Here is a 15,983-nt window from a genome sequence, read left to right as displayed (position 1 = left end):
TCTCCGCTACGCCTTCGCTACTTCTTCGTGGCAGGCACTTTGCGCCACCTCGTAAGAGAGCCGTATATGCTCCTCGAGCAACGTCCGGGCGGCCGTGATATCACGTTCCAACGCCAGATCGACCAAGCGTCCATGCTGCTCGTTGAGAATCGCCCGTACGGTGTCGTTGGCCGGCGCCATGCGGCGATAGCGATCGAACTGATCGTGCAGCTGTTCGATGAACCGTACCAGCCACGGTGAGCCACAGGGTTCGAGTAAGTGACGATGGAACTGCAGATGCATCTGTTCCCAATGGTCGAGCTGCCCCGGCGCCTCATCGGCGCGCTTGAGCCGATGGAAAGCTGCCAGCAACCCCGCTTCCCACTCGTCGCCACCGTTCTCGAGCGCCTGTTCCAGCGCCTGGCCCTCGAAACGGCTGCGCAGATCGGCGATATCATCGAGCTCCGCGCGCTCCAGCGCAGGAACGCGAAAGCCACGCTGGTTTTCCTGTTCCAGCAGACCGTAGGCCGCCAGCCGGTTGAGCGCCTCGCGCAGGGGGCTCAATCCGACCTGATAGTGCTGTTTGAGTGTGGTGATGGCCAGTTTCTGACCGGCAGTGAAACGACCGTTAATCAGGTCGCGCTTCAATGCCACATACAACTGGCTGGCGGCCGTACTCGCGGTGGATGCCTCGGCTCCCATAACTCCTGACCTTCTGTTCCAGTGGCGGAAATCACGACTTCGTGGACAACGTGTTTTGCTGACTCAGGGCTTGACCTGCACAAGAGATCGACGCCATAGTAAAAAATCGATTTTTCATATCATAAACGATTGACGCAAATTTACCGTAAGACCTTCTTACGGTAAGACCTCCTCGACGCAAGACCTTCGGCGTCCGACGAACCGGCCAAGAATAAATCGAGAACCGCTCATGACCCTCGCTTTCGATCATAACAATCCTTTTCCTTCTCGCCGCAGCGCCACCTATGCCAGTCGCGGCATGGTTGCAGCCTCGCAGCCACAGGCCAGTCAGGCCGGTCGCGACATGCTGGCTCGGGGTGGCAACGCCATCGATGCCGCGATCGCGACGGCCGCCGTCCTCACCGTGGTCGAACCCAGCGGCAACGGTATCGGTGGCGATGCCTTTGCTCTGGTGTGGCTGGCGGAGGGCAACGACGGCGGCGGTAAACTTCACGGCCTCAATGCCAGCGGACATGCGCCGAAGCGGCTGACACCGGAAGCGGTCAAGACCGCGGGTCACGACGAGATGCCCCTGCACGGCTGGACACCGGTTACCGTGCCCGGCATCCCGGCCGCCTGGGCCGAACTTTCGAAGCAGTACGGCAAGCTCGATTTCGCCACTCTGCTGGCGCCGGCGATCCGGATCGCCCGGGAAGGCTTTCCCGTTTCTCCGGTGATCAGCCAGCTGTGGCAGCGTGCCGAGATCGAATTCCGCGCCAAGGCCGACGACCCGGCCATCGCGCCGTGGCTCGAGGCCTTTGCACCCAACGGACACGCGCCCCGTCCCGGCGAACTCCATCGCAACGAGGCTCAGGCGCGAACTCTCGAAGCCCTGGCCGAAAGCTGCTGCGACAGCTTCTATCGCGGCGAGTTGGCGAAGAAGATCGATGCCTTCTCGCAGGCGACGGGCGGCTATCTTCGCGCCGACGATCTGGCGGACTATCGTCCCGAATGGGTCGAGCCTATCTCGGTCAACTACCGCGGCTACGATGTGTGGGAAATCCCGCCCAACGGTCAGGGCATGGTGGCGCTGATGGCATTGCGGATGATGGAAGGGTTCGACGTTACCGTTCGCGACGATCCGCAACTGCTGCATCGTCAGCTGGAATCGATGAAGCTGGCCTATACCGATGGCCACCATCACATCACCCAGGCCGAGCACATGCGCACCAGCGTGGTCTCGCTGTTGAGCGACGAGTATGCCGCCACCCGCCGCCGCCTGATCGGCGAGCGCGCCATCGACCCCGAGCCCGGTCAGCCACAGGCCGGTGGTACGGTCTACCTCGCCACCGCCGACAGCGAAGGCAACATGGTCTCTTACATCCAGAGCAACTATCACGGCTTCGGTTCCGGCGTGGTGGTGCCGGATACCGGCATCTCGCTGCAGAATCGCGGTCACGGCTTCAGTCTCGACGCGGACCACGTCAACGTGCTGGCCCCCGGCAAGCGTACCTTCCATACCATCATTCCCGGTTTCCTGACCCGCGATGAAAAGGCTATCGGCCCGTTCGGGGTGATGGGCGGCTTCATGCAACCCCAGGGTCACATGCAGGTGGCGATGAACCTGATCGACTTCGGCCTCAATCCGCAGGCGGCACTGGATGCGCCGCGTTGGCAATGGATGGGCGGCCGCAAGATCGGCATCGAGCCCGGCTATCCGATGCACGTGATCCGCGACATGGCGGAGCGCGGCCATCAGATCGTCATGGCCGTGGACAGTACCGCCTATGGTCGTGGCCAGATCATCCTCCGCGATCCGCAAAGCGGCGTGTATTGCGGTGGCACCGAACCGCGCACCGACTCCAGCATCGCGGTGCTCTGACCCATGGCTTCGTCCTCATTGGCCGTTCAAGGCCAACTGTTCATGGCATTCCTGCGCATCGGCCTGCTCGGATTCGGCGGTGGCCCGTCGATGATTCCACTGGTTCGCGCCGAGGCGGTCACTCGCTATCAGTGGATGAACGACGACGACTTCGGCGACGTCCTTGCCATCGGCAATACCCTGCCTGGCCCCATCGCCACCAAGATGGCTGGCACCATCGGCTACCGGGTCGGCGGCGTAGCAGGCTGCATCAATGCGGTGCTGGCGGTCATCGTGCCGTGCATCGTGGCGATGGTGGTGCTGCTGGGATTGTTCACACGCTACCGCGATCAACGCTGGATTCAGGGCATGAGCGAGGGTGTCGTGCCGGTGGTGATGGTAATGATGGCGCAGCTCACGTGGGACTTCTTTCAGAAATCCCGCGCCGCGCTGGGCTGGATCGCGACGCTGATCATGGGCGCGGTCGCCGGCGGCCTGATCTACGGGCTGGGCATTCATCCAGGCCTGGTGATCGCGGCGATTCTGGTCGCCGCGCTGCTGCGCCCCGAGCGGCGGCGCGAGCGCAGCGGGGAGGCCAGGTCATGATCTACTGGGATCTGTTCCTGGCGTTCTTCGTCCCCAACATCATCGGCTATGGCGGCGGCCCGGCCATCATCCCGCTGGTCGAGAACGAGGTCGTCGGCCGCTACGGCTGGATGACCTCCCAGCAGTTCGCTGAGACGCTGGCGCTGGGCAATACCCTGCCTAGCCCCATCGCCACCAAGATGGCCGGCTACATCGGCTACGACGTCGCCGGCATCGGCGGCGGGCTGGTGGCCACGTTCGCCACCGTTGCCCCCTCGCTGATACTGATGCTGGTGGCGCTGGGGGCACTGTATCGCTACCGGGATTCGATCAAGGTCAAATCGATGAGCCAGTGGGTCAGACCGGTGATCATGGTGCTGATGGGCTATCTCACCTGGTCGTTTTTCAGCGAGGGCGTTGATGGCGCTGGCTGGATTCACACCGTGATCCTCGGTGCGATTGCCAGTGTGATGCTATGGCGACTCAAGCTCCACCCGATATGGGCCGTCCTCGTGGGCCTGGCCTATGGCGGATTTCTGCTCGGATGAGTGGTGGGACACCACCCGAGCCGAAAAAGCAGCACCCCAAGAAAGATAACGATCCGAAGACAGACGATACGACGTCAAACCAACAAATCAATAAGGACAACTCATGTTCTACGACGTACTCCACAATGCCACCCATGGAAAATTGGGTCGAATGCTCGCCTCCAGCGGCGCGATCGCCTCTCTGACCCTGGGGCTCGGCGCTACCGGCCTTGCGACCAGCCAGATAGCACAAGCCGACGAATACCCCGATCACGCCATCGAATTCATCGTACCGTGGTCGCCGGGCGGCGGCAGCGATGCCCTGATGCGCATCATTTCCAACTCGGCCGAGGAATACATCGGCCAACCGATGCCGGTGATGAACATGCCCGGCGTCAGCGGGACTATCGGTCTCAAGGAGCTCGCGCAGAAAGACCCCGATGGCTATACCGTGGGCCAGATCCACGAGGGCTTGATGGCCTCCAACGCCACCGGGCTGACAACACTCAACTGGGATGATTTCCAGCCGATCGCGTCGCTGGCGTCCTCGCCCCAATATCTGGTGGTCAACGCCGATAGCGACTGGAAGACCTTCGAGGATTTCGCCGAATATGCCAAAGCGCATCCGGGTGAAATTCGCGTTGGCGCAACGCTCGGCGGCATTCCCCACGTTCACGCAGCAATGATCGAGGACGCCATTGGTGGCCAGTTCCGGTATGTCGGCTTCGAGGGCACCGGTGCTCGCATTCGTGCTCTGGTCGGCGGTCACATCGATGCCTCGATCGGTGACATCTCATCGAGCCTGGAGTTCGTCAAGAATGGCGACCTGCGCTTCCTCGCCGTAGGCAGCAAAGAGCGCCTCAAGCAGACGCCCGACGTGCCGACCTTCCAGGAACTGGGCTACGACAATCTCAATCTGAGTATCAATCGCGGCATCGTCGCTCCCAAGGGGATCGATCCGGCCAAGATAGAGACGCTGGCCAATAGCTTCAAGACGATGTCCAAGGATCCGGAGTTCATCAAACGGGTCAACAAGGCCGGCGCCGAAGTCGATTTCATGGGCCCGCAGGCCTATGCCGATTATCTCGCTGACATCGATGCAACGATCAAGCGCCTCTCCGGCAAGCTGGCGCGATGAACGACAACCCCGAGATGGTCTCCCGCCCTGTGCGGGAGGCCAGCAGCGAGCGCGGCAAGGCGCTCGCCAACCTCATTTTCAACGCCGCATTGGCCGCCTTGTTCGTTGGTCTGTTCATTCAGGCTGGTGACCTGCCCTCATCGGTATGGGAGCCCTTGGGTGCAGGCTCGTTTCCTCGGCTGATCCTGGGGACTCTAGTGATCTTCAATCTGGCGATCATGGTGCAGTCGATGACGGCACTGCGTGTGACCGACTCGGTCGCCAGTGTCGGGGCGAAACAGTGGTTCCTGCAGCGGCGTCTGGCCTTCGCGACGCTGGCAGCCTTTTCTGTCTATGCGCTACTCATGCCATGGATCGGATTTGCGATGGCGTCATTGCTGTTCCTGCTCGCCGTCCAGTTCATCCTGGGGGCTCGCCGCGGTCGCCGACTGCTGATTGCCGCGATCATCGCCGTGGTCTTCGGTCTTGGCCTCCATATGCTGTTCAGCCACGTGTTCCTGATTTCGCTACCCCCGGGACGCCTCTGGTAGCCCGGAACCGACAGCCTGAAAAATCGACAGCCCGAAAAATCGATAGCCCCACTCAAACAAGACCAACGGGACGAGAGAATTTCCCATGCCGATGACCGATGCGCTGCTCAGCAGTGTCGAACAACTGTTTTCGCTGGCGACCCTCGTCAGCATGATGATTGGGGTCGTGGCAGGCGTCGTGGCTGCCGCCATTCCCGGCTTCACGATTACCATGGCGATCGTGCTGACACTGCCGGTCACCTTTACCATGCCACCGCTGCAAGGCGTGGCGACGATGCTCGCCGTCTATGTCGGCGGGGGCTCGGGCGGTCTGATCAGCGCCGCGCTGCTGGGTATTCCCGGTACGCCTTCGGCGGTAGCGACCACCTTCGATGCCTATCCGATGGCACGCAAAGGTGAACCCGGGCGTGCGCTGGCGCTGGGCATCTGGGCCTCGTTCTTCGGCGCATTGATCAGCGCCGTGGTGCTGATCGTCGCCGCCCCGCCGCTGGCAATGATCGCGGTCAAACTCGGCCCATGGGAGTATTTTTCGCTGATCCTGTTCGCCGTTACCGTGGTGGCGAGCCTCGTCGGCAAGTCGATCCTCAAGGGATTGATGATGAGCCTGCTGGGGCTTTTCATCGCCACGGTGGGCCAGGATCCGATGATGGGCGTGCCCCGCTTCACTTTCGGTGTCGACGTGCTGGCGGCCGGTATCCCGTTCCTGGTGGTGCTGATCGGCATCTTTGCGGTCAGCCAGCTCGCCAGCGAAGTCGAGAATCCGGCAGAACTACACCAGGGGAAGGCCCTGGTGAGCGGCAAGATACAATTTCGACCGTTCGCGGTAATGCGTGAAGTGCTGAGCCGTCCTGGAAATTTGCTCCGATCGTCGATGCTGGGCGTGGTCATCGGTGCCGTACCCGGTGCCGGCGGTAGCATCGCCAACCTGATCGCCTACGATCAGGCCAAACGCGCCTCGAAGACCCCGGAACGCTTCGGTACCGGTATCGCCGACGGCGTGGTGGCCTCGGAATCGGGGAATTCCGCGACGGCCGGCGGCGGTCTGATTCCGATGATCGCGTTGGGCATTCCCGGCAGTGCGGTCGACGCCGTGCTGATGGCGGCCTTGATGGTGCAAGGCGTCAGCGTCGGACCCCGCTTGATCATGGACAACGCCGACCTGGTCTACGGCATGTTCCTGGCCATGTTTCTGGCAGCAGCCATGGTGCTCGCCTTCTGCCTGATCAGCATGCGCTGGTTTCTACGGATCACCGAGATTCCCAAGTCGATCATCGTACCGGTGGTGCTGGTCTGCTGTGCGGTCGGTGCACTGGCCCTCAACAACCGTGTCACCGATCTCTATCTGTTGATTGGCGTTGGCCTGGTGGGCTATCTGCTGGCCAAACTCGACTATCCGCTGGCCCCGTTGGTACTGGGCGTGATTCTTGGGCCGATCGCCGAGACCAATCTGCGCCGAGCGCTGATGGCCGACGAACACTGGACGCTGTTTCTGACACGACCAATCTCGGCCGGGCTACTGATCCTCGCCGTGCTATCCGTAGCATTTACCGTCCGACGCATTCTCCGCCAACGGGCTGCGGCGCGCGCCAGCATTTGATGAACGGCGGGACGAGCGGTCGGCCCGCCTGGGCGCCGCTCATCTTTTCATGCGCCCTCGGCGAGAGGTGTGCTAGCGTGGCGGCCGATCAGCCGGAGGTCGCATGGCACAGTCTCTCTCCTATTCAGGCAGCCCTTTTTCCAACACGTCATTCTCTCAGTCGCCCTCGGCTGTAGCGGGCCGGCTCGGCCTGGCGCCGATGGAGGGCGTCATCGATGCGGATACCCGTGCGCTGCTGAGCGAGGACGGCGCACTTGACTGGTGCGTCACCGAATTCGTGCGTGTCGTCGATGCAAAATTGCCGCCGCGAGTATTTCTGCGTCACTGCCCGGAGTTGGCGACCGCAGCAGCCTTCGGACCGGTCACTCCCTCCTCCACGCCAGTCACGTTACAACTGCTAGGCTCTGACCCCGAGGCGTTGGCCGCCAATGCCGAGCAGGCCATCGCCCAGGGGGCAACACGCCTCGATCTCAACTTCGGCTGTCCAGCCAAGACCGTCAATCGCCACGATGGCGGTGCGTCACTGCTGCGCACGCCGATACGCGTACATGCCGTCGTCGCGGCTGTCGCAGACGTGGGTCATCGAGCCGGCGTCACGGTCAACGCCAAGCTGCGGCTCGGCTTCGACGACAAGCAGCTGGCGCTGGCCTGCGCGCAGGCCGCCGAAGCCGGTGGCGCTGACGAGCTGGTCGTTCACGCCCGAACGCGCCGCGAGAGCTATCGCCCCCCGGCCCACTGGGAGTGGATCGCCCGTATCCGTGCCGCGGTCAGCGTGCCGGTAGTGGCTAACGGCGATATCTGGTCGCTGGAGGATTACTGGAAGGCGCGCACGCTCTCGGGCTGCCGTGATGTCATGCTGGGGCGGGGGATGCTGGCAGACCCATGGCTCGCAAGGCGCATTCGTCATTGGCAGTTTTCGGGCGGCGAACGTCTATTGGCCACACCGTGGTCGGCACGCAGCGACATGTTATGCCGATACGCCGAGGCCAAGCGCCTGGCGGGAATGCCGGATAAGGTGATCGTGTCACTGCTGAAGCAGTGGCTGAACATCATGCGAGGGCGCGACCCCGAGGCAGCATCGCGCTTCATGGCACTACGCCGGGAAACCGCACTGCTCCCCTTTTTGATGGGATTGAGTGCTTCCGAGCCGGGCTCGTCATCGGCTCGCCCCGTCTCGAGAGCGATCTAGCAGGCCTCTTCATCGGCAGCGGTCAAACTCTGGTGTGGGACAAACTCTGGCACTAATCAAACCAGCATCACTCAAACCAGCATAGCTCAAACTGGCATTTAGGCTCGCAACGCAAAGCGGCTTCGCATGTTGCACGCATCGAGCGAAGAATCCCGGGCAAATGCCAGACAAACAAAAACCCCCGCACTAGTAAGTGCAGGGGTTTTTGACTTTATGGTGCGCCCGGGAGGATTCGAACCTCCGACCCCCTGATTCGTAGTCAGGTACTCTATCCAGCTGAGCTACGGGCGCTAATTCTTGTGAAAAGACGCTGCTAGTGTGGAACTACCCTACCAGACTGATTCGTCAGTAGCGGTGGTGCGCCCGGGAGGATTCGAACCTCCGACCCCCTGATTCGTAGTCAGGTACTCTATCCAGCTGAGCTACGGGCGCTTGATCCACAAACTCTTTCACGCGGTGTCGATCGTAATTTCCGATTTCTCGAAAATGGCGGAGAGGGAGGGATTCGAACCCTCGATAGGGCTATAAACCCTATACTCCCTTAGCAGGGGAGCGCCTTCAGCCACTCGGCCACCTCTCCCGATCAGCACGGCGCGTAGATTACCGATTCCGCTGAGTATTGTCCAGCCGAAGACTAAACTTTTTTCGTGAAAAACCTTAGAGGATGAATAAGTTACCGAGAGGCAGAGGTCAGCGGGCGAAGACACGCGAGCGAAGAAGGTCTTCAGAATAGCCCGAGCCGATAAAGGGGACGACTTCACCAGCTCAGACGGTATCAAAGCGCCTATCCAGCACTCATGCGCCGGGACCGCCGTCTTCATCTTCGGATTTCTCGCGCTGAATACGCTGATAGATCTCTTCACGATGGACAGCCACATCCTTGGGCGCATTCACGCCAATACGCACCTGATTCCCTTTCACTCCCAAAACCGTGACGGTAATGTCGTCACCGATCATGAGGGTCTCTCCCACTCGTCGGGTCAGGATGAGCATTATCTGATCTCCTTCTCAGAGCCTTCTTCCATTCTCGGGTCACGCTCTCGGGCCGCCTGCAGAGCAGACCTCCTACCCGAGCAGCGATTATGCGTCATACAGACCATTAGGCCAATGACGCCTTCCATGAAAACCCGCGGCGTCGTTGAAAGAGCGTGTGTTTTCCGCCACCGCTCTCCAACTCCCCCTAAGCGTAGAACGCTTGAGACATTGTTGAAGGTGTTATTCGATTATTCGCTTTGAATACTGTCTTTATCGAGACCAAAAGCGGTATGCAGTGCGCGTACGGCCAGCTCCATCGCCTTCTCGTCGATCACCACGGAGATCTTGATCTCGGAGGTGGACACCATGCGAATGTTGATGTTTTCTTCGGCTAGCACGCGGAACATCCTGGAAGCCACACCCGCGTGGGAGCGCATACCGACACCGACCAGCGAGACCTTGGCAATGTTCTCGTCACCGCGTAGATCGCCTCCGCCCAGCGCCGGGATGACGTCGTTCTGCAGAATGCGCATGGTCTGCTTGTAGTCGCCCTTGGCCACCGTGAAGGTGAAATCGGTGTAGTCACCGGCAGGCGCCACATTCTGCACGATCATGTCGACTTCGATGTTGGCATCGGCGATCGGCCCCAGAATTCGCGAGGCGACGCCAGGTACGTCAGGCGTGTTGAGCAGCGTCAGCTTGGCTTCATTCGCCGTGAAGGCGATACCGGAGATCAGCGGTTCTTCCATCGATTCGAATTCCTCGTCTGCGACGATCAGCGTGCCCGGCCCTTCCTCGAAACTCGAGAGCACGCGTAGCGGTACGTTGTATTTGCCAGCGAATTCCACGGCACGAATCTGCAGTACCTTGGAGCCGAGACTCGCCAGTTCCAGCATTTCTTCGACGGTGATTTTCTCCAGACGCCGTGCCTTGGAACAGACCCGTGGATCGGTGGTGTAGACACCGTCGACGTCGGTATAGATCTGGCATTCGTCGGCATTCAGGGCCGCGGCCAAGGCAACACCGGTCGTATCCGAACCGCCACGCCCCAGGGTGGTGATGTTGCCTTCTTCGTCGACACCCTGAAAGCCCGCGACCACCACGACCTGACCATCGTCCAGATCTTCCTGGATCTCATCGGTCTCGATCCGCTGGATCCTCGCTTTGGTGTGCGCGCTATCGGTACGAATGCCCACCTGGGCGCCGGTATACGACGTCGCCGGCACGCCCAACTGGTGCAGAGCCATGGCGAGCAGAGAAATGGTGACCTGCTCGCCGGTCGAGACCAGCATGTCCATCTCGCGTGGCGTCGGATCTTCGTTGATCTGACTGGCCAGGCCGATGAGACGGTTGGTTTCCCCGCTCATCGCCGATAACACGACCACGACTTGATGGCCTGCATCCCGATCGCGTTTGACCTTTTCGGCCACCGCTTTGATCCGCTCGACCGAGCCGACCGATGTGCCTCCGAACTTCTGTACGTATAGCGCCATGAGTCTGCTTATCGCTCCCTAGCGTTGGCGACCGGCGCGAACGCCGGACGTGAATGCATTTAGCCGAGCGTCTCTTAGTCTTAGCTCAGTTTCTGCGCGACCCAGGCCGGCACGCCTTCCAGCGCCGCCGGCAGCTGCGACGGATCGCTACCGCCCGCTTGCGCCATGTCAGGGCGCCCGCCGCCCTTGCCGCCTACCTGCGCGGCGACATGGTTGACCAGCTCGCCAGCCTTGACCCTGGCGGTCAGATCGTCGGTGACCCCGGCGATCAGGCTGACCTTGCCATCCTGGGCCGTCGCCAGCACCAGCACCCCGGAGCCCAGCTTCTGCTTGAGCTGATCATGCAGACCCCGTAGCTCCTTACCCGAGATGCCCTCGAGCTGGGTCGCCAGCACTCGAATACCGGCGATATCCTGGGCCTCGGCCAACAGGTCGTTACCGGCCGCGCTCGCCAGCTTGGCCTTGAGCCGCTCGAGCTCCTTTTCCAGTGACCGTTGACGCTCGAGAACGGCGTCCAGACGCTCGACGACCTGATCCGGCTTCGCCTTCAGCCGCTCGCCGACGGCGTTCAGCTCGCGCTCCTGGGCATCGAACCAGGCCAGAGCTCCATCACCGGTGACCGCCTCGATACGACGCACGCCGGCTGCGGTGCCCGACTCGGCGACGATATGGAAAGGCCCGATATCGCCACTACGCGCCACGTGGGTACCACCACAAAGCTCGATCGAAAAATCGTCGCTGCCGATCGTCAATACGCGAACGCTGTCGGCATACTTGGCCTCGAACAACGCACGCGCGCCCTTGGCCTTCGCCTCATCGAGCGTCATCAGCTCGGTTTGGGTCGGCGCGTTGGCCATGATCTGAGCATTGACGATACGCTCGACCTGCGCCAGTTGATCTGGCGTAACCGGTTCGAAATGGCTGAAGTCGAAGCGCAGTCGCTCGGCGCTCACCAACGAGCCCTTCTGCTGCACGTGATCGCCAAGCGTCAGACGCAGCGCTTCATGCATCAGGTGCGTTGCCGAATGGTTGCGCATCGTCGCCTGACGCAAAGACGGATCCACTTGTGGCACGAGGCGTTCGCCAACGGCCAGACGACCGTCGACCGATACGCCTTCATGCAAGTGATGTCCGGCCTGCTTGCGGGTGTTGGTGACCTGAAAGCGACCGGTACCGGCCTGGAGATACCCGGTGTCACCCACCTGGCCGCCCGATTCGGCATAGAACGGCGTGCGATCCAGCACCACGACGCCCTTCTGACCTTCCTCGAGCGACTCGCGAGCATTGCCCGCTTCGTCGACGATCGCCATCACCGTCGACGAATCCTCGAGACGATCGTAACCGGTAAACTCGGTGCTGCCCTCGAGCTCGAGGGCAGCGCTGTAGTCACTGCCGAACTGGCTGGCAGCACGCGCACGCTGGCGCTGCGCTTCCAGCTCACGCTCGAATCCGGCTTCGTCGAGCGTCACCCCACGCTCACGACAGACGTCCGCGGTAAGGTCATAGGGGAAGCCGTAGGTATCGTAGAGCTTGAAGATCGTCTCGCCCGGCAGCACATCGCCCTCGAGCGTAGAAAGTGCTTCCTCGAGCAGGCCCATACCGTGATCCAGCGTGCGGGCGAACTGCTGCTCTTCCTTCAATAATACACGCTCGATCTGCTCACGCGCCTGACGCAGCTCGGGATAGGCTTCGCCCATCTCGGCGTCGAGCGCCGCTACCAGCTTGTGGAAAAACGGCTCGGTGGCGCCGAGCTTGTGACCGTGACGCACGGCGCGGCGAATGATGCGGCGCAGCACGTAGCCACGTCCCTCATTGGAGGGCAGCACGCCGTCGACGATCAGGAAGGCGCAGGAACGGATATGATCGGCGATCACGCGCAGTGACGGCGTCCTGATATCGTCGTGGCCGGTTACCTCGGCAGCCGCCAGCAGCAGATTCTGGAATAGATCGATCTCGTAATTGGAATGCACGCCCTGCATCACGGCAGCCATGCGCTCCAGCCCCATGCCAGTGTCGATCGAGGGCTTGGGCAGCGGGTTCATCTTGCCGGACGCGTCGCGATCGAACTGCATGAAAACGAGGTTCCACACTTCGATATAGCGATCACCATCCTCTTCCGGACTTCCTGGCGGACCACCCCAGACCTCGGGACCGTGATCGTAGAAGATCTCCGAGCATGGTCCGCAGGGGCCGGTATCGCCCATCTGCCAGAAGTTGTCCTCGTCCAGACGGGATAGCCGCGCCGGATCGACGCCGATGTCGTCGACCCAGATTCTGGCCGCTTCATCGTCACTGATGTGGACCGTGACCCAGAGCCTATCCTTGGGCAAACCCAGTACGTCGGTAATGAAAGACCATGCATAGCGGATCGCGTCGGCCTTGAAATAGTCGCCGAAGCTGAAGTTCCCCATCATCTCGAAGAATGTGTGATGACGGGCCGTGTAGCCGACGTTATCCAGGTCGTTGTGCTTGCCACCGGCGCGCACGCAGCGTTGCGCCGAGGTGGCGCGCACGTACGGGCGCTGATCCCGGCCAAGAAACGCGTCCTTGAACGGCACCATACCGGCGTTGGTGAAGAGGAGCGTCGGGTCGTTTTCCGGCACCAGAGAGGCGGAAGGCACGATGGTGTGTCCGCGCTCCTCGAAGTAGCTCAGGAAAGCCTGTCTGATATCTGCACTTTTCATAAACAATCCGTGGCGATAGGCGCGCCCACGGCGGCTAGCAGACCACGTGGCGACGCAAAATTCGGCATCGGAAAGGCGCCATGAGCACCTCTCCGGCCATCGCAAAGCGCATTAGTATAACGTGGTCGGCCGATAGTCTGTCGAGTGCGACACCGCTGTCGCTAAAATTCGGCGATCCTGGCGATCATGCAAAGCTAGATATAAGCGAGGAAGGAAAGGACAGACAAGGAAAGAAAGGTCGAGCGCGTTGAGCGTCTGAGTCTCGATATCACGCCTCATCCTACCAGGCATAAGCCATGGCATGGCGAACGTGGTCGAACTCGAACCCGCGACCTGCAAGAAAGCGCTCGCGCTTGGCCCGTTCGCGAGGCGTGGCACCAGGGTCGTCGAATCGCTTGGCCAGCGCCTGACAGGCCAACGCCTGCCAATCCGGGGATTCCGTTTCGAAGGCAAGCACCATCAGAGGCTCGGAGATCCCGCGCTGCCCCAGATCGACTCGAATCTTGACCGGCCCCTGCCCCCGCGCAACACGCGAGCGCACGAACACCTCGGCGAAGCGCGCATCGGATTGAAGATCGGCGCGAGCCAGGTCATCCAGAGTGGTGCGAATCTCTTCGTTTTCCACCCCTTTTGAACGCATCCGGCTTTCCAGCTCGACGCGAGAATACTCGCGACGAGCCAGAAATTGAATGGCTATGTCTCGGGCAGGAACGTTCCGGGGAGAAGCGTCCTGTGTGGAAGTCCCCCGGCGGGGAGTGCCATTGTCACGATCCAACATCGAAGACAACCGTCTGCTGGTTTACAGCAGCGTGTCGCTGGCGTCATCGCTCTCGGCGACGGCAGCTTCGGGTGCTTTCTTTTCCTTGGTCTCCGGCACGGCGAGCAGTTGGGCCCGAATCTGCGTTTCGATTTCGGTCATGATCTCGGGATGCTCTTCGAGATATTGAGCGGCATTAGCCTTGCCCTGACCGATCTTGCTGCCCTTGTAGCTGTACCAGGCGCCGGCCTTGTCGACCAAATTGCACTGCACACCAAGGTCGATCACCTCACCGGCGTGGTAGATACCTTTTCCATAAAGGATCTGAAACTCGGATTGACGGAACGGCGGTGCCACCTTGTTCTTGACCACCTTGACCCGAGTTTCGTTGCCGGTCACCTCGTCACCCTGCTTGACCGCGCCGATACGCCGAATGTCGAGGCGCACGCTGGAATAGAACTTCAGCGCGTTACCGCCAGTGGTGGTTTCGGGGCTGCCGAACATCACGCCGATCTTCATGCGAATCTGGTTGATGAACACCACCATGCAGTTGGCGTTCTTGATGTTGCCGGTAATCTTGCGCAGTGCCTGAGACATCAGACGCGCTTGCAGGCCGACGTGGGAGTCGCCCATCTCGCCTTCGATCTCGGCACGCGGCGTCAGCGCCGCGACGGAGTCGATGATGATGACGTCAACGCCACCAGAGCGCACCAGCATGTCGCAGATCTCGAGCGCCTGCTCGCCAGTGTCGGGCTGTGAGACCAACAGCTCATCGAGATCGACGCCCAACTTCTCGGCGTAGCTCGGATCGAGTGCGTGCTCGGCATCGACGAAGGCACAGGTTTTGCCATCCTTCTGAGCCTGAGCGATGACCGACAGCGTCAGCGTGGTCTTGCCCGAGGATTCAGGCCCGAAGATCTCGACGACACGGCCGTAAGGCAGCCCGCCAACACCCAGCGCGATATCCAGCCCCAGAGAACCCGTCGACACCACCGGAATCGCGGTACGCGGGGTATCACCCAGACGCATCACGGTGCCTTTGCCGAATTGGCGATCGATCTGTGACAGAGCCGCATTGAGTGCCTTGCTGCGGTTTTCGTCCTGTGCCATGAACGTCTCCTATGAATGCGCAGAGTGAGTCGGGGTAACGCCATTCACGGCGTTCGGCTCGCGTACTGATTTGTCATGCACCATCTGTCATGCACTGTATGGTTAGACAGTAGTATGGCGAAAAAAAGCTTGCGCGCCTATCCCCGATCAAAGATTTTCAAGCATGTCCCCGGGGAAAGCCATGAGCGGGGCCCCCATCTAACGCGGACTAGGCATCAACGTCGTTTTCTTGCAACGATTCGATCAACCCGGCAAGTGCTATTGAAACGGCCAGATCGCGCACGCTTTGGCGGTCTCCAGGCAGATGGTGGCATCTCACACGCTGGCGATGTTCATCACCCCAGGCAAACCACACCGTCCCCACCGGCTTATCGGGACTTCCGCCACCTGGGCCGGCAACGCCACTTACTGAAATGCCCAGCTCCGCCCCGCTATCGCGACAGGCGCCGACGACCATTTCGCGCACGGTCGCCTCACTGACGGCGCCGTGAGCGTCCAGCGTAGCACCTGATACCCCCAACAACCGCTGCTTGGCGACGTTGGCGTAGGTCACGTAACCGGTTTCGAAATAGGCGGAGCTACCGGCAATCGCGGTGATCGCATTGGCGACCCCCCCGCCGGTGCAGGATTCCGCCGTCGTCACTCGAATGCCCCGAGCCAGACAGGCCTGGCCCAAGCGCCGAGACAGTGTTTCGATGCTGCGCTCAACGTCGGGGGGCATGGAATCTGTCATACGTGGCTCTCCTTGATGGGCGAATGACACAGCGCATCCCACAACGATCCGGGGGGAGGCGAACCGCGAGCTCGATACTGATGGAAAATCGAGTGTCATCCAGTATGCGAGGAATCGGCACTGATGCAACGCCGCGCTTTAATC

14 protein-coding genes and 3 tRNA genes are annotated in these 15,983 nt (G+C 61.2%); 7 read left to right on the top strand and 10 right to left on the bottom strand.

What is annotated here, in order from left to right; genetic code table 11:
• Positions 1-6: 6 nt before the first annotated feature.
• Positions 7-681 carry a GntR family transcriptional regulator gene (locus tag DOM27_RS14915; RefSeq protein ID WP_110657079.1) on the bottom strand — a complete coding sequence of 225 codons (675 nt, stop codon included), beginning with the start codon at positions 679-681 and terminating at the stop codon, positions 7-9.
• A 229-nt stretch (positions 682-910) separates the two neighbouring features.
• On the opposite strand from DOM27_RS14915, the gene DOM27_RS14910 reads away from it, so the two are divergent.
• The 7 genes from DOM27_RS14910 (at position 911) to DOM27_RS14880 (ending at position 8,087) form a co-directional block, all read left to right on the top strand.
• Complete coding sequence (locus DOM27_RS14910) at positions 911-2,542, top strand: gamma-glutamyltransferase family protein (protein ID WP_110657077.1); 1,632 nt, start codon at positions 911-913, stop codon at positions 2,540-2,542.
• A 3-nt stretch (positions 2,543-2,545) separates the two neighbouring features.
• Positions 2,546-3,127: a chromate transporter gene (locus tag DOM27_RS14905; protein ID WP_110657075.1), complete on the top strand. Its 582-nt coding sequence runs from the start codon at positions 2,546-2,548 to the stop codon at positions 3,125-3,127.
• A complete protein-coding gene (locus DOM27_RS14900) occupies positions 3,124-3,654 on the top strand; it encodes a chromate transporter (RefSeq protein WP_110657073.1) in 531 nt (176 codons plus the stop codon). The genes DOM27_RS14905 and DOM27_RS14900 overlap by 4 nt, the downstream gene beginning before the upstream one ends.
• Positions 3,655-3,757: 103 nt before the next feature.
• Positions 3,758-4,771 (top strand): Bug family tripartite tricarboxylate transporter substrate binding protein, encoded by a 1,014-nt coding sequence (locus tag DOM27_RS14895; RefSeq protein WP_223162359.1) that lies wholly within the window; start codon positions 3,758-3,760, stop codon positions 4,769-4,771.
• Entirely contained in the window at positions 4,768-5,301 is a 534-nt protein-coding gene (locus DOM27_RS14890) for a tripartite tricarboxylate transporter TctB family protein (RefSeq protein WP_110657071.1), read from the top strand. The genes DOM27_RS14895 and DOM27_RS14890 overlap by 4 nt, the downstream gene beginning before the upstream one ends.
• A gap of 85 nt (positions 5,302-5,386) precedes the next feature.
• Entirely contained in the window at positions 5,387-6,898 is a 1,512-nt protein-coding gene (locus DOM27_RS14885) for a tripartite tricarboxylate transporter permease (RefSeq protein ID WP_245392744.1), read from the top strand.
• A gap of 199 nt (positions 6,899-7,097) precedes the next feature.
• Positions 7,098-8,087, top strand: a complete 990-nt coding sequence (locus DOM27_RS14880) for a tRNA dihydrouridine synthase (RefSeq protein ID WP_110657838.1) — start codon at positions 7,098-7,100, stop codon at positions 8,085-8,087.
• Between the two features lie 214 nt (positions 8,088-8,301).
• Here DOM27_RS14880 and DOM27_RS14875 read toward each other — a convergent pair.
• The 9 genes from DOM27_RS14875 to DOM27_RS14835 form a co-directional block, all read right to left on the bottom strand.
• Positions 8,302-8,378, bottom strand: a tRNA-Arg gene (locus tag DOM27_RS14875).
• A 64-nt stretch (positions 8,379-8,442) separates the two neighbouring features.
• Positions 8,443-8,519, bottom strand: a tRNA-Arg gene (locus DOM27_RS14870).
• Between the two features lie 55 nt (positions 8,520-8,574).
• Positions 8,575-8,667, bottom strand: a tRNA-Ser gene (locus DOM27_RS14865).
• A gap of 215 nt (positions 8,668-8,882) precedes the next feature.
• The gene (gene csrA, locus DOM27_RS14860; protein ID WP_075561144.1) at positions 8,883-9,080 is read right to left on the bottom strand and encodes a carbon storage regulator CsrA; all 198 of its coding nucleotides are present in this window, start codon (positions 9,078-9,080) and stop codon (positions 8,883-8,885) included.
• 230 nt (positions 9,081-9,310) lie between these two features.
• Entirely contained in the window at positions 9,311-10,555 is a 1,245-nt protein-coding gene (locus DOM27_RS14855) for an aspartate kinase (RefSeq protein ID WP_110657069.1), read from the bottom strand.
• A gap of 80 nt (positions 10,556-10,635) precedes the next feature.
• Positions 10,636-13,239, bottom strand: coding sequence for an alanine--tRNA ligase (gene alaS / locus DOM27_RS14850; RefSeq protein ID WP_110657067.1), 2,604 nt, complete (start codon positions 13,237-13,239; stop codon positions 10,636-10,638).
• 280 nt (positions 13,240-13,519) lie between these two features.
• Complete coding sequence (locus DOM27_RS14845; RefSeq protein WP_425353298.1) at positions 13,520-13,936, bottom strand: regulatory protein RecX; 417 nt, start codon at positions 13,934-13,936, stop codon at positions 13,520-13,522.
• Between the two features lie 102 nt (positions 13,937-14,038).
• The gene (gene recA, locus DOM27_RS14840) at positions 14,039-15,106 is read right to left on the bottom strand and encodes a recombinase RecA (RefSeq protein ID WP_110657063.1); all 1,068 of its coding nucleotides are present in this window, start codon (positions 15,104-15,106) and stop codon (positions 14,039-14,041) included.
• 208 nt (positions 15,107-15,314) lie between these two features.
• A complete protein-coding gene (locus tag DOM27_RS14835) occupies positions 15,315-15,839 on the bottom strand; it encodes a CinA family protein (protein ID WP_245392743.1) in 525 nt (174 codons plus the stop codon).
• Positions 15,840-15,983 lie beyond the last annotated feature (144 nt).

The sequence above is a fragment of the Salinicola halimionae genome (assembly GCF_003206065.1).
GTDB lineage: Bacteria > Pseudomonadota > Gammaproteobacteria > Pseudomonadales > Halomonadaceae > Salinicola > Salinicola halimionae.
This window is presented reverse-complemented; position numbering and strand designations above follow the sequence as displayed.